The sequence below is a fragment of the Photobacterium sp. Alg240-V54 genome (assembly GCF_900537155.1).
Lineage (GTDB): Bacteria > Pseudomonadota > Gammaproteobacteria > Enterobacterales > Vibrionaceae > Photobacterium.
The window spans coordinates 396,787-418,733 of the sequence record NZ_UNRL01000003.1; the positions used below are offsets into that span (position 1 = coordinate 396,787).

The following is a 21,947-nucleotide window of genomic DNA, read 5'->3' on the forward strand; positions in this document are numbered from 1 at the left end:
ATGTTTCCTTTGATTACTTTTTTACGCTTCGTGTACGGTATGAATACCAAACAAGCGCTTAACGACAGCGGTAATACGCCAAATATGATTAATCATCATAAAGTAACCGCCAAACATCGCCAAGAAAGCAATAAACATGGTTGATTCTTTAATACCCACCATTTCAGACCAAATACCGATCGCAGCACAATTCATCGCTAATAAACAAATCACCGCTAATGTCATGCGTGACGACAAACCAAGACGCTGACAGATGTGGTGTAAATGTTCACGATCGGGCTTAAACGGCGACTGACCTTTGCGAACACGGCGGATCATAATCGTCGCCATATCCATTAATGGGATCGCAATTAACCACAATGCCGTTACCGGTTTAAAGGCCACTATCTCTGCTTCTTGCGTACCACGTACCAATAGCCACACCACAGTAAAGCCAATAAACACGCTGCCAGCATCGCCCATAAAGACTTTAAAGCGACGCCCAAATGGTAATCCTAAGTTAAGCATAATATAAGGCAACATAGCCGCGACTAATAAGCCACAGAACAAGGTTAATTCGTCATTACCATTTAAGTAAAACACATACCCCATCGCCGAGAATGTCACCGAAGCGAGTCCTCCGAGTAAGCCATCAATACCATCAACCATATTAAACGCATTAATAGCACCGATAAACGCCACTACCGTGACAACACCACCGATAAAAGGTGATAGCTGCAATGTTTCACTGCCCATTAAGTAACCGAGGTTATCCAATGAATGGCCGCCAACACCGATGATCGCCAACGCGATCCCAGCTTGCACCACTAAGCGGATCTTAAAACTAATGTCGAGGTAATCATCAATCACCCCGACGGCTAATAAAATCAAACCACAGCCGAGATATAACAAAAGGGTTAAATCAACAGGTAAAAACAATAACGCGGCAATAGCAAAAGCAAAAAAGACCGAGATGCCCCCCACGAGTGGTATCACGCCCTGATGATGTTTTCGAGCATTAGGCTTATCAACCAAGCCGACTTTTTGGGCGACTTTGCGCATTATAAATAAGCTTATAAATGACAGCACAAATACAACGATATATGAGTATTTCATAATTAAATACGTACCTGTAATCCAAAGAATAGTTCGTTATCAATCACAACCAGAATATTCACCGCAGTGATAATCTGATAAGTAACCTTAAAACGAAACCTACAGCCACAATATTACATAGCAATTAATTGCTAAAGGAATAAACACTCAAAACAAAACAAAACAGAATATTTAAGATAAATTAATCATAATAAATAATAAACCTACTCAAAAACAAATAACAAAACATTAATTATCAACAACTTAAATGAAAACAAGCCGCCTATAAAATAACGATATATAAAACAGTTGAATAAGTGAATATGAATTCATAAAACCAATATCATAACTAAAAGATATTCAGTAAATTGATCAATATCCTTGCTGTATATATACGTCAGTAATAACATCACATCGCAGCCATAAAAAAAGCCACAACTATTCACTAAGAATATAAGTTGTGGCTTGATTATTATATATTTGAGGATAACGCTAATTATTATTTTATTTTTACAATTGAAAAAATCGAAACAAAACGGCTATTTTTTGATTTTAAGCGACTCGGTTGTGTAGTCATATTCATCACGACGATCTTCACAACGCATTTGCTTCGCCTGCTTATCGTACTCATCAAGTTTGCTTAGCCACGCCTTAAATTTCTTCAACAATTGCATACTATATTCACTCTTAATATATAAATATGGTGAACAGTTCCTCCTGCTCTATGTGATAAGTATAGGCAGAGCATGGGCTGTAATCCATTAAAATTATACATTTACAGTATAAGTGTGAACAAAAACATAAAAGCCAAAAATATGACGGTAATAGCAAACAGTTGATATAAATTATTCTTATATTAAGCATTTTGGTGCTTATCTTATGGGTCAAAAAAGGAACGGGGAGAAAGGAAGAAAAGTTCACGATAGCCGAGGTTTAAGGATCGAGAAAGAGCTCGATAGGGAACCTACTACCCACGCGCCGTAGCGTTATTGAGCTCACTGGCTTCTTTCAAGCTCAAGCACCCTGTCATTCCCTACAGTGAATGCCAAGTCTCACCACTAATAATCTCGACACTCGCAATCTCCCCCGCTCTTCCTCGCCCCTACCAACATCAATATGCAATAAAACTCAAAAAAGCCGACATTGAGACGAAAAAATCTGTAGTTATCACTTAAAAGAATAATTACTTTGATCAACATCTAAAAATGTGATGTCTGATATTGACGAATATGCGCAACTAAAATATAAATTTAAATTATATTAACTGGATGATGTATTGATACATTACTTTATTGCTTGATAACAAAAGACGACACTTATGACATTTATTAAAAACGTACTATCAATGCTAACGAACAACAAACAAAGCGAAGTAAAATTTATTGAGTACACATGGAATGAAGTTCTCACTATGTCACCAGAGACTGATATTGTTATAAAGTGGAACTATGAAAGTAGCGACGCAGCGCCTGAATTAAGAACCGCAGGTGAAGTGCAAGCAATGGTAAAAGAATATAATGATAATCAACAATACGGTTATCAGAGCTTTGCGACTTGCTATCACAAAGACACTATGTCGCTGTTATTGCAGTAAATAAAGACTCTGTAAATAATTCTGTGTCACTGCTCTGGGTTACAAATATTCAGTCAATCGGTCTTCAAACATTATCATAAAGCGGTTCAGGGCTTGTCGCCAGTTTCTAATTGGCATCGTCCATTTTTTGGAAGCATCCTGAATCGCTAGATAGATTTAACTGAGCAGCATTAATGAACCTATCAGCCCCTTTTTGTAATGATGTATTACATTGTTATACTTTGATTGACAGTGGCGCAACATGTGACGGTAGCAAATAGCGGGTACTACGACCGCCCGCTCCCGATTTCACTAAACAGCCTAATTCAACCAATAGCGCCAAATGACGGGTTGCGGTTGGCTTACTGACCTTCGCCACCTTATGGTATTGGCTGGTATTGATCCCCTGCTCAAAGTCACCATCCAACATTCGATTGAGCACTTTTACTTGCTCTGTAGTGAGCTTGGTTTGGTCGATCTGACGCCAGTAATTAGTCTTGAACAAGGTTTGATCGATCTCCGTTAACACCCCATCAAACGTGGCATTCAAGGTGGTTAAAAACCAGTGTAGCCAAGCTGTAATATCGAGATCGCCTTTTTGGGTTTGCTCCAATACCTCATAGTAGCTGTGGCGGTTAGCCAAGATCCCTACCGACATCGCATAGAACCGAACCGACTGTTGCTCGGCTTGGGCTAATGCTAAATCTGTCAGCAAACGCGTAATACGGCCATTACCATCATCTAACGGGTGAAGAGTCACAAACCATAAATGGGTGATTGCCGCACGCAGTAAAGGGTCGAGTGACGTATCGGCTTTAGATTGGTTAAACCACGTAATAAAAGTATCCAGCTCAGGCTCAAGGATGGCACGGTGTGGCGCCTCAAAGTGCACAACAGGTTTATCAATACGGCCCGAGACGACTTGCATCGGCGCATCACCCCGTAATAGCCCACCGATTACCGGGTTAAACATTGTATAACCTTCAGGGAACAAGCGTTGATGCCAGGTTAAGATCCGCGAAAGCGTCAGCGGCGCATCGAGGTTTTCTACCGCATCAAGCATGATTTCAGCTAACCCATCGGTTTGTTCGGTGGTTGGAAACGGTTTCTCTTCCGTCATCCCTAGCTTATTGGCCAACGATGAACGTACTGAAAATGCATTAAGCTTTTCCCCTTCAATAGCACTGGAATGGACAATGTTTGCCAGTAACGTATCCAACATACTTTGCTGTTGGTTCGGCGATTGGCAGGTGATTTTCCCCAGTAATACACCTTGGTTAAGGCGTGTTTGCCTCACCATTGGCTCAATGATGGCTTGATCCCAGTGAAAATGAGGCCAGTTATTTTGCAGCCATACCCACATAATTGATCCTTTGATGCGAAAAGAGCGCCTATTCAAATCACATTGTGATGTAAATAAGGGTATTAATCAAATCAAATGTGTCAAAGTGATAGGTTTGAGCGTGTAAGCCGACTAACTTATCGCTCATGCCATGTTCAGTTAAGCAAAACAAGTATTACCTTGGCTTTAACCGAGTTTATATTGGATTTGGATCTGTTAGTTAGTACGCATAAAATTTGTGATGTTAAATGCTAATAATTGAGAGTGTCCTAAATTCTGTGTCATTGCCTATAATTAAGTAATGACTCAGATAGTTCGCCGATGACATTAGAAGAAGTGAAACGCTTTTTAGACTATGTCGATCCTAATTGGTACGACTATTTTTTACTGCGTTTTATGACGGGAATGCGAAGTTGTGAAGTGCATGGATTACAATTAAAGCATCTTGATTTTGAGCATCGCTTAATTAATATTCGTCAAAATATGGTTAATGGTGACATCACTGATGTGAAAACCCCAAAATCACGTCGCGACTTACCAATTAATGATCTGTTACTGACCGCGATTAAACGTATTACCGCCCCCCTCACTGATCCTAATGATTTTTTGTTTACCGATGATAATGGTTCACCATTAGATACCCGTAAAATTGGTAAAGATATTTGGCATCCAACGCTTAAAAAAGCCAATTTAAAAACACGTCGCCCTTATGAAACTCGCCATACTGCGGCAGTGCTGCATTTAGCGGCCCATGAAAATCCACTGTACGTTTCACAAATGCTCGGTCACAGTAATACACGGTTATTATTTGATGTTTACGCGCCTTATGTCTTTAACGCCACTCGTCATGATGGCAGTGCCTTTTCAGATATGATGGAATCAAATGGTGTGTTTGATAGACGTTGATAATTTTATAAATATTTAAAACGCAAAAAAGCCCGTATGAACTATTTATATAAAGGTTCAATACGGGCTTTTATTTAATCGTTCTGTTTAAGCAACAATGATTCAAGCGTTAGGTTTATAACTAAGGAGGCAAATCAATAAATCAAATAACAATCAATCAGCGCCAAATAAATCGCGTGTATACACTTTATCAGCAACATCTGAAAGTTCTTCAACCATACGGTTAGATACAATCACATCACACTGCTGTTTAAACTCAGCCAAGTTATCCATGACTAATGAGTTAAAAAACTCTTTTTCCTTTAAAACAGGTTCATAAATAACAACTTCAATACCTTTGGCTTTAATGCGCTTCATGATCCCTTGAATACTTGACGCGCGGAAGTTATCAGAGCCTGCTTTCATTATTAAACGATAAATACCAACACGTTGTGGATTTTTAGCAATAATAGAATCAGCTATAAAATCTTTACGAGTCGTATTGGCATCAACAATAGCACCAATAATATTATTTGGCACATCACGGTAATTAGCACGAAGCTGTTTAGTATCTTTAGGTAAACAATAACCACCATAACCAAACGATGGATTATTATAATGATTACCAATACGAGGATCTAAACCTACACCTTCAATGATTTGACGCGCATCTAGGTCATTAGAAGCTGCATAAGTATCTAATTCATTAAAGTAAGCAACACGCATTGCTAAATAGGTATTAGAAAATAACTTTACTGCTTCAGCTTCAGTTGAATCTGTAAATAGAACCGGAATATCTTGCTTAATCGCGCCTTCAACTAATAGATTAGCAAATACTGTTGCACGTTCGCTTTGTTCACCAACAATAATACGAGAAGGATAGAGATTATCGTAAAGTGCACGACCTTCACGTAAGAACTCAGGTGAAAATATAATATTCTCACAACCAAACTGTTGTTTAATTTGCTCAGTATAACCAACAGGAACAGTAGATTTAATCACCATCACTGCATTAGGGTTAATAGCTAAAACATCGTTAATAACAGCTTCAACAGATGAGGTATTAAAAAAATTATTTACAGAGTCATAATCAGTAGGCGTTGCAATAATAACAAAATCAGCACTTTCATATGCTAATTGCTTATTCAATGTAGCATGAAAATTTAATTGCTTATCTTGGAGAAAATCTTCAATTTCCTTATCTACTATTGGGGATATTTTATCGTTTAATAATTTTATTTTTTCTTCGATAATATCTACAGCAATAACTTCATTATGCTGTGCTAAAAGCATAGCATTAGACAGGCCTACATAGCCTGTTCCAGCAATAGCGATTTTCATTTTATAAATATCTTCCTTAATTTAATATTAATACGTTTTAATATTTTTAATTTATTCAAACTTAAAACATCAACACTAAAAACAACAAAAGATGATTTAAATATAACATAAATTGTATTCAATATTTCAGGAAGTTTATTGTTATTAGGTAATTTAAAATTATTAGAGTTAAATAGCACGGGTTTTGTATAATCTCTTCCATTGAAATAAATCTTAGGAAAATCTTTGTTGATAATTCCTTGAAAACAATAGTTAGAAAAAATAACACTTAAAATCGACTGTTCAGGAGTTGACCATCTGAAATCCGAGTATAATAAGCCATAAACATTTCCATTAATATACTTTTCATTTAAACAAGCATTTTTCCATTCTTCTAACAAGCTTATAGATAGTTTAGATTTCCTAATTATTATAAAATTAGCCAATAAAAGTGGAAATTTACTGCTATAGTTTGAATCTATAGCTAGCCCTTCCACCATATTTTTCTTTGCAAAATTACTTACTTTATTGGAATCATTTTCAGCAGGTACAAATATATCAAAATCAACTAAATCTAGATATTCTATCGCCTTCTCTTTAATATTTTTATATTTAGATAATATGGGATACTTTTCAATATTAACATCACGATAAATTAATATATCACCCTCGCTCATATTCTCTAGCTCTAATAGTAAAATTAACGGCCTCCAAGCACAAAATCCAACATGATTCATACCAGGGTTTTTATAAACAAGACCTCTATTATTGAATTCCTTTACATAATCAATATATCCTAAATGTTTTAATAATCTAGGAGTGTAAAAAGATATATTATCAACAAAATTTGATGCACTATCAATAACATTTTCTTTATTAACAGATAAGTTTAAACCTCTATCGTAAGGGAATCCTTCAGAATAAAAACAAACTAAATTCAACTTGGAATTTGTCATTACTTTATCTCAATTTAGAGTAGATTATTTTTTTTATAAAAATTGGTGATAGTCGTGTACAACTTCGAATAATAGAGTTAAATATAAAATCAAATAAACTAATAAAACCTAAATTATAAGCATTATATTGAACAATGATTTCATTTTTTGCATATTCACACCCAGTTCTCCGATAAAGCATATCACTACCGGCTCTAACATTAACAAGATTGAAGTCAATATTCTTACTTCTGCATCTATTATTAAGCATGCGTATCCACAAATAGTAATCCTCTTGAAAATTCCTTCCTCCAATATATCCACCAGCCGCAATAACTTGAGATTTCTTATACATTACAGTAACATGATTAAAAGGGCAGCGTCTTCGGGAAAATTTTATAATCTCATCATTTTCTAAAGGAACCTTCCTTTGAGAATAAGGCTGTAAAGGATCTTTATCAAATTCAGATATATTCCCGCCAACAATATCATAATCAGACATATATTTAACTTGTTTTTCAAATCTATCAATATGACACAAATCATCTGAGTCCATTCGAGCAACAACTTCATACTTACAATAAGATAAGCCTATATTTAACGCATTCCCCAATCCAACATTTGATTCTAAATATATAATATTAAAAAGAGGTGTTTCTGCATATAAATCAAGTATTTTTTGAATATTACAGCCAACTTTTCCATCAACAACAATGACTATTTGATTTGGTACCACTGTATTATTAATAATAGATTCAATAGCTTCAAAAAGCTGGTTGTCATCATCTTTATAATATACAGACATTAAAACAGAAAAATTCATATCATACACTTCTAATTTTTAATAAAAAGTACTTAAATACGCGTAGATCACAAGAAGAAACTCGTTTAAATAAAACAGAAAAAGGGATTGATGCTCGCTGAGTTAAAAGTTTAGTAAATAACAAACTATTTAAATTTTCTTTTGATAACTCATTATTATGTTTTACTATAAATTTATCATAAGCATCATTTATTTTAACAGGGTTAGTAATCCTCCCATATTCATGATCTATATAGTGCAAGTAAGTATAAGTTTTTATTTTATATGCTTTTCCAAACTTTAATAAAAGTCGAAAGAAAAGTTCATAATCCTGCCAAGCAGGAAAACTCTCATCAAAACCTCCAGTTTGAACCAATAATTTTTTTTTCACAAAAATCTGATTTCCAATGCAATTACAATTTTTCATATCATCAAGTGATATAACACCAGTTTTATTCTGAGCCTTATAATCCATTGACTTACTTATTACCTTCAGTGGCGTACATAAAAACGAATATTTTTCATCTATGTTATTTACAAATACCTGAAGTCTTGATATGGAGAAAGCGTCATCATCGTCAAGTCCCGTTATATACTCACCTCTAGATTCTTTGATTGCTAGATTTCGACTATAACAAGCCCCTCTATTTTTTTCGTTAATAAGCAGCCTCACATTTGAAAAACCTCTAATACAACTTTTTATATTCTCAACAGTTCTATCAGTAGAACAATCATCTACAATTATAAGCTCGAAATGATCATACGTTTGATTAAGCACCGAGTTTATAGCTCGAACAATTAGATCTTCACGATTGTAAGATGTTATATATACAGTTATAAATGGTTTATTCATCAACTAACACCAAGATTAAAGAGAACACTTTCATTTGAAAAAACATAATAATAAAATAATACAAAAAGTATCGAAGATATTATTAAAGATTTTATACTATTAATACTTGCTAATAAGTAATACATAATTATTGGCTCCAATAAAAATCGCATAAAACCAATCCTATTGAACGAATTCGCATTACTCAAAAAAAGTGTTTGTAATGACAAAAATACCAGATAAAGCTTAATGATTGGATCAATGTTATATTTACCTTTATGTTTTATATAAAAAATTATAAAAACAAATAGAAAAGAAACCAAATAAGCTGGATGGTATAAGTAATTTGAATCAATCAAACCATAAGCAGGAACCAATTTATTTAAAAAATAATCTGAAAATGATGACAAATATAGAACTAAGCACGAAATAAGGATGAATATATAAGTTAAAATATTTATCCTTATTTTGATAACTATAATTGCAACAATGTATAATGGTATTGAAGAATAATGTGAGAGACAGGCCAATACAAAGAAAAAGAAAAAACTATAATTTCTTCCTTTCAAAAAAAAAGACAGTGACAAAATAAACAAAGAAACGGATACTCCCTGCCTTATAGTATTTGACATTAATGAAAAATATGAGCCAGTAGAGATAAATATTAAAAAGGAAAGTCCATGAAGGTTTTCTATCCTCTCCGATTCCATATTCGTCATACCTAGCATGAAAATTACCGAAGAGAAAAAAGCCACACAAAAGAAAACAAATTCAGATGAATTATCTATCGAATAAAAAAACTTACTTAGTAACCAGAAAAAAGGCTCATATCCAGCTCCTATAATATTCTTAACTTCACTTGATATATGATACCAAGATATATTGCTAAGATTATTAATCACATTTACATAGTTTATAGTATCATAACCAGCGAATTCACCTCTTGTGCCGATGAATATTGCCAATATAAATGAAATAACAGTTAGAATTAAATATGTAAGTACTTTACTTCGATTAAAAAAAAGAAAAACAAAAATAAAGTACATGAGCAAAGGCCAAATTTCTAAAAATAAATCTCTCATTAGACACCTTTAAAAAGGGAAATAACAAGACGACCAAAGAATGATGACGAGATCTTTTTTAATATTTTCTTTTCATTCTCATTTCTAATATTTTTTTTTAATTGATAATAATTTTTTCTTTGCTCTAACAACGGAGGATTTTCAAATAGAGAAAAAATATCTCTTTCCATATACTTTTTGATATATGAGGGCTCACTTTCGTTGTAAGTATAAACGATATGATAGTCTTCATAACGCTTGATATTTTTTTTCACACAAAAAGCATATCTAAAACTTTTTAATTTCAACAATAACTCAGGATTATTACTCGAAAATATAAATAAAATATTACATCGCTTTAAAGAAGAAACCCCCCATACTTTTAAAAACTTATTTATAGGAGCAAACATTAAATGATCAGAAACCCAGTTAGAAGGTATAATGGGATTATCAGCAACTAAAATTGAACCATCCTTATAATCATCTAATGTAAATGAATCAAAAAATATCGAGTCAGTTCTAACTCTTAAGATATGTGTATACTCTTTAAAATCAGGATGTTTTTTTATGACATCACACAATACTGATACAGAATAAAACATACCTAGCATTGCTTTTTTACTACTGTGACCTAATACTTTTCCTCCGAACCTTCTACTTATTTGTTCTTCATTGAAAGGCTTTTCTACATGTAATACTTTTGAGTTTTTTCTATAGTAGTTTATATTCTCAGATATATCTGATGAATTACTTCTATTATCTTTATCCTCATCCCATATAAATATGAAATTATCGTATTCATACTCACTAAATGTACTTTCTAAGTTCTTAATAACCTGAGGAAGAAACCTCTCAGGACCACAGATGAATACTGCTATTTTACCTATCACTTTCAACCTTGTTTTTAGTTATGACATAAATAGAAATAAGAATAACAAATTCAATAAAGATACAGCTTATAATAGCCCCTACCTCATTAAATGAATAAGTCATTACGGGAAGCACAATTATATTAATAAGACCAGCAATCAAAATTATTTTAGACACTTTTTTTTCTAAATCATATTTATAAACTCTAGTGAACATCATAACATTGGTCATTGATATAATAGGAATGATAAATATGAATATTTCATATGCCAATAATAAATCATAAGAATATGAGTGATAAAAAAAAGATAATATGTAATCTCTAAAAATATAAAGAAATATACTCAATAACAATGATAAAAATAACACAAAGAATTCTATTATTCGAACTTTCACATCCCCTCTTATTACTTTGGGATAGATAGCATTGGTCAATGGAGGCACTAGTGATGAAAATGCAGACTTTATAATTCTTTCTGACTGTAAATATAAGGCTGAACTATTTACACCAAGTACTAATGAAATTATATAACCATTAGCAACAGTATATAAAGTCGCACCAGATTTCAATATAAACGCATCAAATGAATATCTTAAAGTATCAATAACGACTAATAAATTAAACTCAAAATTACAACCATCCTTATAGATACAATATATTGATGCAAAAATATTAATAGCTCTTGATACAATTAAAAGACAGAACAATTCATTTATGTCAATTGTGCTGTAATTTAGAAAAAACAAAAGAATCAATATAAAAAAAGATGATGATATAAACTCAATAATAGATTTATTTTTTAATTTTTCTACTGCAATAAAATACCAATAAAAATTCATCCCCATCAAAACCATATATATGGATGATAAAAAGATCAAAATTGAATCCACATTTATGATAAAAGATAAAATGACATATATAATCAATGATAATAATGACAATAGCAATTTGCTATATATTATATTTGAAACACTTTTTTTATTTTCTTTTATTAGCTTAGTTGCTGTTATTATAAATCCATAATCAATAACATATGAAATCCATACACAAAGCGATTGCAATAGCAAATATAGATTAAACTCATCAGTATCAAGCACTCTTGATAAAATAGGTAAGCTCAAAATCGGTGTTAATATAATTGAAATTTGTATCAGATAGGAAAATATTATATTCATTATTGCTTTATCTTATAGTTATCAGAAAGGACTTCACGAATATACTTTCTTACTGGATCATCATAGCTTCTTTCGATTCTCTTAACTGATAAATATTTTCCATTACTTAAACATTCATTAATTTCATCTATCGTCACTGAAAGATCCTTTTTATGCCACGGTATGTAGCAAAAGCGATCTTTCGTTAATCCACTAGAAATTATAGAAGGGAATAATAACTCTTCGGATGCATATGAGTATCTTGCGATGAATGATGGTAGATATTTAATAATATCTAATTTATAAAACAATTTCGAAGTAAAACAGAATACCTTCCTAATCTTCAATCCAACATTTTTTTTATATAACCATTCACTATCTAAAAAATATCTTTCGACTTTTTTATTTTTTACAAAATCTTCTATTAATTGTTTTTTATAGAAAGTACCTTCAGGAGCTGATTTTGAAATATTCAGTCCTAATAACTCAATCATAACAGAATCTTTACGGTAAATAGATAATTGATAATTATCATTACTTACATTTGGTATGTATGATTTATCGTATCCTAAGATATATTTTTCAACCCCTTCTTTAATAAATAACTGATTACTCCCAAAAGGTATAAAATATTCATATTTCAATTTATTTTTATTTGCATATTGATAATTTGAATAATGAACAAAAGATAATGTACCATCGGCATAACCCGTTATGAACTGATTTTTGTTTATAAACAAATTAGTGTGTTCTATATTTAAATTTAGTTTACTCTGTTTTGATAGATGTAGAACAATATAACAGTCTTTACAATAATAATTAATATTATCTATCAAATCAATTATTGACATTTCATCTTCATGAACTGCTATGCTAAACAAAATACTCAAGATACCTCACTATTTATGAATATAATAATTTATTAAATATACAGTGGTTAATTTAATTCCAGACTGATACTGCTTTGGTAATTTATTATGTATTTTAGCAGATAATATAATTTCTAGGCTTCACTCATTAAAAGCCTAGGAATATTTATACACCCGTAATAAATTTATAACGCCATAAATTCATTATATTCATGTGGTACTCCACAAAAAATCACTTCATTTCTATTTATTAAATTATAAGTAATTTGATATCCATTATTAATTAAATAATTATATATAGGTGCGATATATAGCTCTCCGCTGTCCCAATCTTTTTCAGACTTTCTAATATAATCCTGGTAGGCCAGTTCAAAAATTCCTCTGGTGCTGAAATAATATAATCCACTGCAACACAAATCAGAAATTGGTTTTTTCTCAGTCGTTTCAATAACTTTATTACTATCCTTATTTTCTGATTTAACAAAAGACCAATTATCACCAGAACCTTTAAACACTTCTAAATAACCATCACCCATGTTTTTTAATTCTGGGTATATAAACCCTGGTCTAAATGTATCTATATTAAATATAGTTATTGAACTATTATCGTTTACTTCTATATCCTTTAACCCTAAATAGACAGTTTCTGCTTGTCCTCTAGTTTCTTTATCTAAAATTACAACTTTAAAATTTTTAATACCTAGCTTTTCCAAACTTTTTTTTACAAAGTCAGCGGTATTATAAACATCTCGAACGATAAATATAAATTTTTCTGAAATGAAATATTTTTCAAAACTCATAACAGCATGGTCAAAAAGTGTCATACCATGAGCTTCTAACATATATTTAGGTTTTGTGTAACCCGCTTTAAAAAACCGAGAACTCAGTCCAGCCATTGGAATAACTATCATTTATTGAATCCTTTTAATATTTTATAAAGGCGGAAAGCATTTGCAAATAAAGCATCCTGACGTTTTGTATCGTCAGCATGAAGTGGTAACATCGACAAGAATAATTGTATCTGCATCGCATATAAGTTTCGTGGGCTAAGATCGAATTTACTTTCAATTATATCTATAAATAGTTGTTGCACTTCCTGTTGCTTTTTCTGACCATCAATTTTTAATGTAATATTATTATTAGAAATATCAACTTGATAATTTCCAGCAATGATCCAATCATACATCCCAAGAACAGAATGGCTTAATTTCGCAAGATCATAACGAATATCACCAAAAATAGTAAAATCATTCTTATAATTAATCCCTCTTGGATCAATTGTTTTGATACGGTTAGCCCTAAAATCATACAAAATATTACTAAAACAAAAATCCCCATGCATTACCGTTGATGCTGTAGATTTAATTGGTAACCATTCTGCAGAAGTTACTAAAATATCTTTTAATGTAATCTCTTCCCCTTCAAATAACCATTTATCATCGATAGAAATATTTCTCTCTATACAAAAATCAGTTAGTCGACTCCTAGTCTTCTCACCAAACAGTTCATTAATAGAAGAATAAACAGACTTACTAGATAAATGATTTTTCTGGCAACACTTTATGAAACTAAAGCAACTTTCAAAAATATTTCGCCAAACAACAGGTGGCAGTTCAGAAAATACATAAAGTTCATTTAACGCTGTATGATGAAGATATTCCAACCTATAGCTAAATTTTCCTTGGATATCTTTAGACCCCATATATTGAGGAATATAATTTCGCATTTCAGCTGGCAATTCACTAAACCAATTTGCTTCTGCTTTTATTTTTATATCATTATTACTCGATTTTTCTATCCATTCAGGAGTAATAATCAGCTCATTAAAAGCACGTTGCGTTGTGAATTTTGCTTTTGAACGATAATATGTATTAACATGTCCAAAATCTAACCATTTATCAGTCAATATTGGTGTTAAATTTTTCAAATCATTATAGCTATTAAGACCTTCGATAAAATCCCAATGGTTTTGAGTAATACATTTAACTAGTTGACGGGGTACTGAAAACTTAAAATATCCGCAAACAACCTCATTAGACAACTGTTTTTTAGATAATGAGAATGAGTTAAATGAATTATTTAATGTTGACCAGTTATAGTTATCATCAATTTTTGAAATTGCAATAACATCATTACCTAATGGTAATTCTGTTATTAATGTGTCACCAAATAATACATGTAAATTCTTTTCAATCGGTTCATCAATCAAGCTAATTGATGCTACAAGCGAAGCACCTAAAGATAAACCATCAGGTGCAGAGATTATGGTAAAACCATTATCTTTTAACCATTGGGTATCCATAGATGTTAATCTATACGACTCAGGTAATGAAATGTATTTTTTGGCCCCCTTAGGTATAATATTATTTTGGTGCTGAAACAATCTTTTATTGCCTAGAGGTAATAAAGCAGGGGGAATAAGTCCAAATTCTGATTGTAGCTCTACATCAACATATGCAGCAGACATAATTAAGAACATACTTTCTCCTTGCTTATTAAATTCTTTATTTCTTCATTAGTTAATTGTGCAAACTCTGATGGTCGAATAGCTCGATCATCTATATAAAAACCTTCGTGACCACACCATGGTTTACCCACAATAATTTCATCGTAAGGTATATTATATTTCTCAAGCCATTCAACAATAACAGGCAAAGTATAAATATTAATTTTTCCTATATTACCTTCAAAGGTACGCATGTTTCTTGCTGTACTAATTACTATCTCGAATCCATCTAAATGATATTCTTTTAACTTTTCAATCACATCTAGTCGTGGCTTTACTTTCTTATAATCAGAAGAATCCGCTTGAGTTAATGTTCCATCTAAATCTACAATTAATCTTTTCATAATATAACTATTCTAATTTTGCTCGTGATGAGGGATATTTTTGACCAAAGGTGATACTAATTTTTTAACCCAAGTCGTGATCCGCCAAATATGATTAATCGCCGTAAAATACATTACGAACATGATTAAGAAAGCGACGAACATGGTGGATTCAGCGACACCATTGAGATCTGCAACAATCCCCACCGCCGCACAAATCGATGCTAATAAGCAGATAACAAATAACGTCATTAATGACGATAAGCCCATGCGCTCACAGATATGATGCAGATGCTCACGATCAGGTTTAAATGGTGAATGGCCTTTACGTATACGGCGGATCATAATCGTTGCCATGTCCATCAATGGGATCGCAATTAACCACAATGCCGTTACAGGTTTAAAGGCAATAATATCGACTTCTTGCGTGCCGCGGATTAACATCCAGATCACCGAGAAGCCGATGAACATACTGCCCGCATCACCCATAAAGATTTTAAAGCGTCGCCCTAGCGGAAAACCAAGGTTCAACAAAATGTAAGGGAACAATGCGGTTACAATTAACAAACAAATCGTAGCTAAATACTCGTTACCGCTGTTGTAAAATACAATCCCCAACGCAGTAAAGGTCACCGAGGCTAAACCGCCCAGCAAGCCATCAATACCATCGGCCATGTTAAAGGCGTTAATGGCAGCGATAACTGCTATCACAGTGATCACAGCACCTGCTGCTTCATTGAGTACAATGGTGTCACTGCCCATCAAAAAACCTAAATGATGCAAACTGTGGCCACCGACCCAAATCATCGCCAGTGAAATACCCGCTTGTACGACCAAGCGGATTTTAAAGCTGAGATCCAAAAAATCATCCAGCGCGCCAAGCACAATTAAAATCGCCGAACAGCCTAAGTACAATTGCAGGTTTAGGCTCATCGGTAGAAACAGAGTAAAGCAGGCCAGTAATGCTAAATAAATGGAAATACCGCCCACCAAAGGCACGACCCCTTTGTGGTGTTTGCGGGCATTAGGCTTATCAACCAGACCAATTTTCTTTGCTACTTTTCGCATAACGAATAACGTTATAAACGACATAATAAAGACAAACAGATATGCATTATTCATTATTGCCAACTTTATAAAAATGGAATGTAAACTAAAATGAGAGTGTAAAACGCGTTGCTTTGGGTGTAAAAAACACCTGTTTTAGGCCGCGATTTAAGCGCGACACTTATCGAAAAAATGAATTTTTTCATCAGGCCCACTCAGTGTTTTTAAGGGCCTGAGACACAAATACTGAAATTTGAGCCATAAAAAAGCACTAGCTGTGGCAGCTAATGCTTTGTTATGAAACAAGTTTGTTTGTTATTTGAAGGTTGGAGGGAATAGGTCCCCTCCCTAGCGAGTAGCGAGTAGCGAGTAGCGAAAATTAATTCACTCTCTTTAGTTTAAACAACTAAACACTCGTTACTCGCACTCTTATACCTGCTCTCTACTTATTATCACTCACATAACTGTATTGGTAATAACCATAGTTACCGTAATATCCACTCGCTTTGCGCACTACGGCATTTAATATAAAGCCTTTAACTTCAATGCCATTTTGTTCAAAGCGTTGTTTACTGATTTCAACTTCTTTAACCACACTTTGTTCAAAGCGGCCAACCATCAGTGTTGTGCCAGCATGGGCACCAACAATTGCGGCATCGGTTACGGCTAAAATAGGTGGAGTATCAATAACCACCATATCGTAGTTGGCAGATGCCCAGGCCATTAGTTCACTAAAGCGTGGGTGCATTAATAATTCAGATGGGTTCGGTGGTGTATCACCACGGCTGATAAAATCTAAATTATCGATGCTTGGTTGTTTAATAATATCGGTCACACTTTTTTGACCGCTAAGGTAATCTGATAAGCCACTTTTGCTGCTAACACAGAATTGGCGTTCCATACGGCCCTTACGCATGTCGGCATCAATTATTAACACTCGTTGACCCGTTTTAGCTAGCACTGCGGCCATGTTAGCGGAAACAAATGATTTACCGATTTCAGGGCTAGGGCCTGTGAACATTAGTACATTATTTTTCGCTTCCATCATCGCAAAATGCAAGCTAGTACGTAAACTGCGCAGGGCTTCAACCGATAAATCAGCAGGGTTCGATACTGCTAATAAGGTTTGTTTAACCGTCAACGGTTGATTATTTTTACGTTTTTTATCTAGGTTTAGCTGCCAATCTGACATTGGAATTGAGGCATAAACAGGTAAACCGATTTGTTCGATTTGATCTGGGTTCTCAATCCCTTTACGTAATGCTGCTAATAAGAATGCAACCGCAACCGATAACATTCCCCCCAGCAAGGTTGCTAACACTACAATTAAGGCTTTTTTAGGCTTAACCGCTTGTGAGTAAGATTGTGCGTTATCAAGAATACGCACATTACCGACAGTACTGGCTTTAACAATATTCAATTCTTGAACTTTGTTAAGTAGCTGGACGTAAATTTGTTGGTTCACTTCTACATCACGGGTTAAGCGTAATACTGCCCGTTGGGTTTTTGGCAGTGTTTCAATGCGTTTATTTAAGCGTGCTTTTTCACTCATTAATGTTTTACGTTTATCAATTAATGAAATGTACGCAGGGTGTTCTTTAGTAAATCGTTGTGAAATGTCACTTTCTTTAAAGGTTAGTTCATTAAGTTGTGCTTCTAAACCGACCATGGTTTCAAGGGCTGATTTAGCTTCTAAGCTTAAATCAACCGATTCATTAGTTTGGCGGTAACGGTTTAGTTTGTCTTCCGCGACAGTAAGCTGATGCTTAATTTCAGGTAAATGCTTTTTCAAAAATACTAAGCTGCCTTCAGCTTCAGCTGCATTACGGGCAACGTTTTGCAAAAAGTAATTTTGGCTAATGTCATTAAGGATTGCTTGAATGCGGCTTCGATTTTCACCTGTCATTGATAACTGTAAAATACCAGTTTGTTTTCCGCGCTCACTAACAGATAAATTCGTTTGTAACGCTTGAATAGCATCTAAGCGGCTAACTTTACCAACGCTAAAGCTATCACCGTCAGCACCGGTTAGATCGGTTACATAAAGATCATAACCATTGTCGGTTGCTAATGTGCCCACTTTACCGGTAAGCACCTCACGGCCTTCGCTGTTAGTTAACGCATATTCACCCTTTTCGCTATTGGTGATCGTTAATACATAACCATTTTGTAATGCTGTTGGCGGTAAGGCAAAACGTGAAATCGCAATCTGCTGACTTTCACCTAAAATACGTGCTAAACCTTTACCGAAAACAGGTAAATAGTTTGGAGTTGCTACCGTGGTAAGGTTTAGTTTATCTACGGTTTCACCTAACACCATTCGGGATTTGATGATTTCAGTTTCAGTGGTAGCACTTGATTCACCGCTACCAAACATTTCAGCCATTTCGCCACCTAAGGCTGGCATACCGGTGCTTTTGGCTTCAATTTGAATTAATGCGTCAGCTTTATAAATGGGGGTAGCAAGTAAAGCGTAACTGATTCCAATAAAGGCAAAGATAAAGGTGGTGATAACAATCATCCAACGGTTATCAATTAGAATACCAAACAGTTTACCGATATCTATTTCATCCGTTGCTGGTGAAGTCGTCGGTTGAGGAGGTTGAGCAATACTCATTAAGTAAATATTCCGATGTTAAATTTTTAAGAGATGAGGTTTAAACGTCGCCGACGTTTCGAGTTTCGAGTTTCGAGTTTCGAGTTTCGAGTTTCGAGATGATTATGATATTTGCTGTGAACGATAACGGATAAATCCACCAATCATATTACTGATATCATGAAGTTCAGTAATCAACCGATTTGCACTTTTCTCTTCTATATAGTTAAGATCACGAGCTAACATTATTTGAGTTAATAATTCACCACACGATCCTTTTGCTATATATAAGAATTTCACATTATCTTTTGCTGTTTTCCTTTCTGCGCCTTCTGCAATATTTGATGGTATTGATATTGCTGACCGTGAAATTTGATCTTTTAAGGCATAGTTATTACAAGACCGAATTAAAGTACAAGATTTTAATGCGGCTTGATAACTTCGCTGCCAAACAATTAATTTCATATATTGCATCACTTCTCCATAAGTTATTTTGCAATATTTTAGTGTCACTTATCGAAGCATTATCCCTAGTTCTCGATAGCGCGATACTCGAATACTAAGTTACAATTTCTTTGCCCAAGCTTCTGCTGCTTGTTCAATTAAGTCATATGCATGTTCAAATGCTTCTTGGCTTTGGCGATAAGGATCAGGAATATTCTGCTGGCCTATCCATTGACCAAATAACATTGTTTTGCCACGGGCTTCTGGCGCAATATTTGCTACACCATCTATATGGCTTTTTTCCATTACTAAAATAAGATCAGCATTGCGACATAATTCAGTGCTGAGTTGCTGTGCTTGATGGCCATCAAGTGAATAACCATGTAATTTTGCAACTGTGGATGCCATGCTATCAGCCGGTTTATTAGCTAAGCCACTTTTGGCTGTCGCTAAGCCGGCTGAGCATATTTCTTTATGCGGTAGTTTGGCTTTTAAAATACGTTCACCTGATGGCGAACGGCAAATATTACCGACACAAACAACGAGAATATTGTTGAACATAGAGATAGGTTCTAAGGTTTCGAGTTTCAAGATTCGAGATTCGAGATTCGAGATTCGAGATTCGAGATTCGAGGTTCGAGGTTCGAGGTTCGAGATTCAAGGTTCGAGATTCAAGGTTCGAGGTTCGAGGTTCGAGATTCAAGGTTCGAGGTTCGAGATTCAAGGTTCGAGATTCAAGGTTCGAGATTCAAGGTTCGAGATTCAAGGTTCGAGGTTCGAGGTTCAAGGTTCAAGGTTCAAGATTCGAGGTTCGAGATTCAAGGTTCGAGATTCGAGATTCAAGGTTCGAGATTCGAGGTTCGAGATTCGAGATTCAAGGTTCGAGATTCGAGGTTCGAGATTCAAGGTTCGAGATTCGAGATTCGAGATTCGAGATTCAAGGTTCGAGATTCAAGTTTCAAGGTTCAAGTTTTGAGTTTCGGAGGTTTTCGTACTCTCGTCACACGCTTCTACTCGTCACACGCTTCTACTCGTCACACGCTTCTACTCGTCACACGCTTCTACTCATTACTCGCCCCTCTTCAACTCGTCTCTAGTGACTACTTCAAATTCATGTAATAGTTCATACCTTCAGAAAGGTTGTTGAAACTAGTAATCGTTGGTACTAACTGTGAAATAACACGATTCCAACGTGTGATTGGTGCGGCGGTAACATACACCACATCATGCGGTTGTAAGGCAAACTCGGTGCCAATCACTAATGCGGTCGCATCTTTGATATTTAGTTGGTAAATATTGGCGACTTGTTGTTTATCATCAGCTGAACCTGATGGCGTTTTATTTTGATCCGCAATGGCACGAATAACAAACACACCGGTTGCATCTGCTTCTAATTGATTAATGCCGCCTACTGCACTTAACGCTTCTGTTAGGCTCATGCCGACACGATCAATTTTAAGTAATTTCGGCTCATTCACTTCACCCATCACAAACACTTTTTGCGAATCGTTACGGGGAACATGAACAATATCGCCATTTTGTAATAAACGGTTTTGAGTTAAATCACCGCGTTGCATTAGAGCGTATAAAGAAACGGTTTGATCTTTGCCGTTGCGGGTTAATGTTACATGACGCCAATCTGCATCGGCAGCAATACCACCGGCTTTGTTGATTGCATCTAATAACGTTAACGGTACATTGGTAATCGCTTGTTGGCTCGGCGTTTTAACTTCACCAGTAATGTATGCTTTTTGCGAACGGAAAGAAGCAACATTAACATCTACTTGAGGCTTTTCAATAAAGGCTGCTAAACGGTTGGCTATTTCTAGTCGAATTTGTGACACCGTTTTACCAGCCACTTGCACTTTACCAATGTAAGGGTAAAAAATAGTGCCGTCAGCATGTACCCAGTTACCTGCTTCACTTGCGCTACGGTAAGAGCCTGCAGGTATGGTTAATTCAGGGTGATCCCAAATGGTAATATTAAGAATATCACCAGCACCAACATGGTATTCATAGCCTGATAGATTAGCTTCTAAACTAGGATTCACCTGCGCATTAATCGTCGGTATTTTAAATTGCTGAATATTATTAATTGATAATGGATAGACATTAACATGCTGCGAGATATCAGTAGCAGCTTCAGATGGCCCAATGACTTTTTTACCATCAAGACTTAAATTAGAGCCTGGTGTAGTACATCCCATTAGGATGGTTGAGGCTAACACGGTCACGATGAGTTTTTTTGATAATTCCATTTTAGATTCACAATAGATAATAAAAAAGGATTAAATCACTATAGCAAATAAACAT

20 protein-coding genes and 1 pseudogene are annotated in these 21,947 nt (G+C 34.4%); 2 read left to right on the forward strand and 19 right to left on the reverse strand.

What is annotated here, in order from left to right; all coding sequences use genetic code 11:
- Window positions 1-21: 21 nt before the first annotated feature.
- Window positions 22-1,095, reverse strand: a complete 1,074-nt coding sequence (gene wecA, locus G6R09_RS10785; protein WP_163922306.1) for a UDP-N-acetylglucosamine--undecaprenyl-phosphate N-acetylglucosaminephosphotransferase — start codon at window positions 1,093-1,095, stop codon at window positions 22-24.
- 518 nt (window positions 1,096-1,613) lie between these two features.
- Complete coding sequence (locus G6R09_RS19980) at window positions 1,614-1,748, reverse strand: hypothetical protein (protein WP_255454566.1); 135 nt, start codon at window positions 1,746-1,748, stop codon at window positions 1,614-1,616.
- 644 nt (window positions 1,749-2,392) lie between these two features.
- Between G6R09_RS19980 and G6R09_RS10790 the strand changes: the two genes are divergently transcribed.
- The gene (locus G6R09_RS10790) at window positions 2,393-2,668 is read left to right on the forward strand and encodes a hypothetical protein (RefSeq protein ID WP_065168442.1); all 276 of its coding nucleotides are present in this window, start codon (window positions 2,393-2,395) and stop codon (window positions 2,666-2,668) included.
- 214 nt (window positions 2,669-2,882) lie between these two features.
- Here G6R09_RS10790 and G6R09_RS10795 read toward each other — a convergent pair whose 3' ends face one another.
- Window positions 2,883-4,010 (reverse strand): Fic family protein, encoded by a 1,128-nt coding sequence (locus G6R09_RS10795; protein WP_163922309.1) that lies wholly within the window; start codon window positions 4,008-4,010, stop codon window positions 2,883-2,885.
- A 285-nt stretch (window positions 4,011-4,295) separates the two neighbouring features.
- Between G6R09_RS10795 and G6R09_RS10800 the strand changes: the two are divergent.
- Window positions 4,296-4,895 (forward strand): annotated as a pseudogene (locus G6R09_RS10800) (site-specific integrase); the annotation flags it as partial.
- Window positions 4,896-5,048: 153 nt separating this feature from the next.
- On the opposite strand, the gene G6R09_RS10805 reads toward G6R09_RS10800, so the two are convergent.
- The 16 genes from G6R09_RS10805 to G6R09_RS10880 form a co-directional block, all read right to left on the reverse strand.
- Window positions 5,049-6,215 (reverse strand): nucleotide sugar dehydrogenase, encoded by a 1,167-nt coding sequence (locus G6R09_RS10805; protein WP_163922314.1) that lies wholly within the window; start codon window positions 6,213-6,215, stop codon window positions 5,049-5,051.
- Window positions 6,212-7,150, reverse strand: a complete 939-nt coding sequence (locus G6R09_RS10810) for a hypothetical protein (RefSeq protein WP_163922317.1) — start codon at window positions 7,148-7,150, stop codon at window positions 6,212-6,214. Before G6R09_RS10810 ends, G6R09_RS10805 begins: the two co-directional genes overlap by 4 nt.
- Before the next feature lie 4 nt (window positions 7,151-7,154).
- The gene (locus tag G6R09_RS10815; RefSeq protein WP_163922320.1) at window positions 7,155-7,952 is read right to left on the reverse strand and encodes a glycosyltransferase; all 798 of its coding nucleotides are present in this window, start codon (window positions 7,950-7,952) and stop codon (window positions 7,155-7,157) included.
- Window position 7,953: 1 nt separating this feature from the next.
- Window positions 7,954-8,784, reverse strand: a complete 831-nt coding sequence (locus G6R09_RS10820) for a glycosyltransferase (protein WP_163922323.1) — start codon at window positions 8,782-8,784, stop codon at window positions 7,954-7,956.
- Window positions 8,784-9,845 (reverse strand): EpsG family protein, encoded by a 1,062-nt coding sequence (locus tag G6R09_RS10825; protein ID WP_163922325.1) that lies wholly within the window; start codon window positions 9,843-9,845, stop codon window positions 8,784-8,786. The genes G6R09_RS10820 and G6R09_RS10825 overlap by 1 nt, the downstream gene beginning before the upstream one ends.
- Window positions 9,845-10,714 carry a hypothetical protein gene (locus tag G6R09_RS10830; RefSeq protein ID WP_163922328.1) on the reverse strand — a complete coding sequence of 290 codons (870 nt, stop codon included), beginning with the start codon at window positions 10,712-10,714 and terminating at the stop codon, window positions 9,845-9,847. The genes G6R09_RS10825 and G6R09_RS10830 overlap by 1 nt, the downstream gene beginning before the upstream one ends.
- Window positions 10,704-11,870: an oligosaccharide flippase family protein gene (locus G6R09_RS10835; RefSeq protein WP_163922331.1), complete on the reverse strand. Its 1,167-nt coding sequence runs from the start codon at window positions 11,868-11,870 to the stop codon at window positions 10,704-10,706. Before G6R09_RS10835 ends, G6R09_RS10830 begins: the two co-directional genes overlap by 11 nt.
- Complete coding sequence (locus G6R09_RS10840) at window positions 11,870-12,739, reverse strand: hypothetical protein (RefSeq protein ID WP_163922334.1); 870 nt, start codon at window positions 12,737-12,739, stop codon at window positions 11,870-11,872. The genes G6R09_RS10835 and G6R09_RS10840 overlap by 1 nt, the downstream gene beginning before the upstream one ends.
- A gap of 164 nt (window positions 12,740-12,903) precedes the next feature.
- A complete protein-coding gene (locus G6R09_RS10845; protein ID WP_163922336.1) occupies window positions 12,904-13,629 on the reverse strand; it encodes a glycosyltransferase family 2 protein in 726 nt (241 codons plus the stop codon).
- On the reverse strand, window positions 13,626-15,197 hold the full coding sequence (locus G6R09_RS10850) for a capsular biosynthesis protein (RefSeq protein ID WP_163922339.1): 1,572 nt from the start codon (window positions 15,195-15,197) through the stop codon (window positions 13,626-13,628). The genes G6R09_RS10845 and G6R09_RS10850 overlap by 4 nt, the downstream gene beginning before the upstream one ends.
- Window positions 15,188-15,568 carry an HAD hydrolase family protein gene (locus G6R09_RS10855; protein WP_163922341.1) on the reverse strand — a complete coding sequence of 127 codons (381 nt, stop codon included), beginning with the start codon at window positions 15,566-15,568 and terminating at the stop codon, window positions 15,188-15,190. The genes G6R09_RS10850 and G6R09_RS10855 overlap by 10 nt, the downstream gene beginning before the upstream one ends.
- Before the next feature lie 12 nt (window positions 15,569-15,580).
- A complete protein-coding gene (gene wecA, locus G6R09_RS10860) occupies window positions 15,581-16,669 on the reverse strand; it encodes a UDP-N-acetylglucosamine--undecaprenyl-phosphate N-acetylglucosaminephosphotransferase (protein ID WP_163922344.1) in 1,089 nt (362 codons plus the stop codon).
- Window positions 16,670-17,036: 367 nt separating this feature from the next.
- On the reverse strand, window positions 17,037-19,211 hold the full coding sequence (locus G6R09_RS10865; protein WP_163922347.1) for a polysaccharide biosynthesis tyrosine autokinase: 2,175 nt from the start codon (window positions 19,209-19,211) through the stop codon (window positions 17,037-17,039).
- 102 nt (window positions 19,212-19,313) lie between these two features.
- Window positions 19,314-19,664 carry a four helix bundle protein gene (locus G6R09_RS10870; RefSeq protein ID WP_163922350.1) on the reverse strand — a complete coding sequence of 117 codons (351 nt, stop codon included), beginning with the start codon at window positions 19,662-19,664 and terminating at the stop codon, window positions 19,314-19,316.
- A gap of 90 nt (window positions 19,665-19,754) precedes the next feature.
- Entirely contained in the window at window positions 19,755-20,195 is a 441-nt protein-coding gene (locus G6R09_RS10875) for a low molecular weight phosphotyrosine protein phosphatase (protein WP_163922352.1), read from the reverse strand.
- A 539-nt stretch (window positions 20,196-20,734) separates the two neighbouring features.
- The gene (locus tag G6R09_RS10880) at window positions 20,735-21,892 is read right to left on the reverse strand and encodes a polysaccharide export protein (protein WP_163922355.1); all 1,158 of its coding nucleotides are present in this window, start codon (window positions 21,890-21,892) and stop codon (window positions 20,735-20,737) included.
- Window positions 21,893-21,947: the final 55 nt, after the last annotated feature.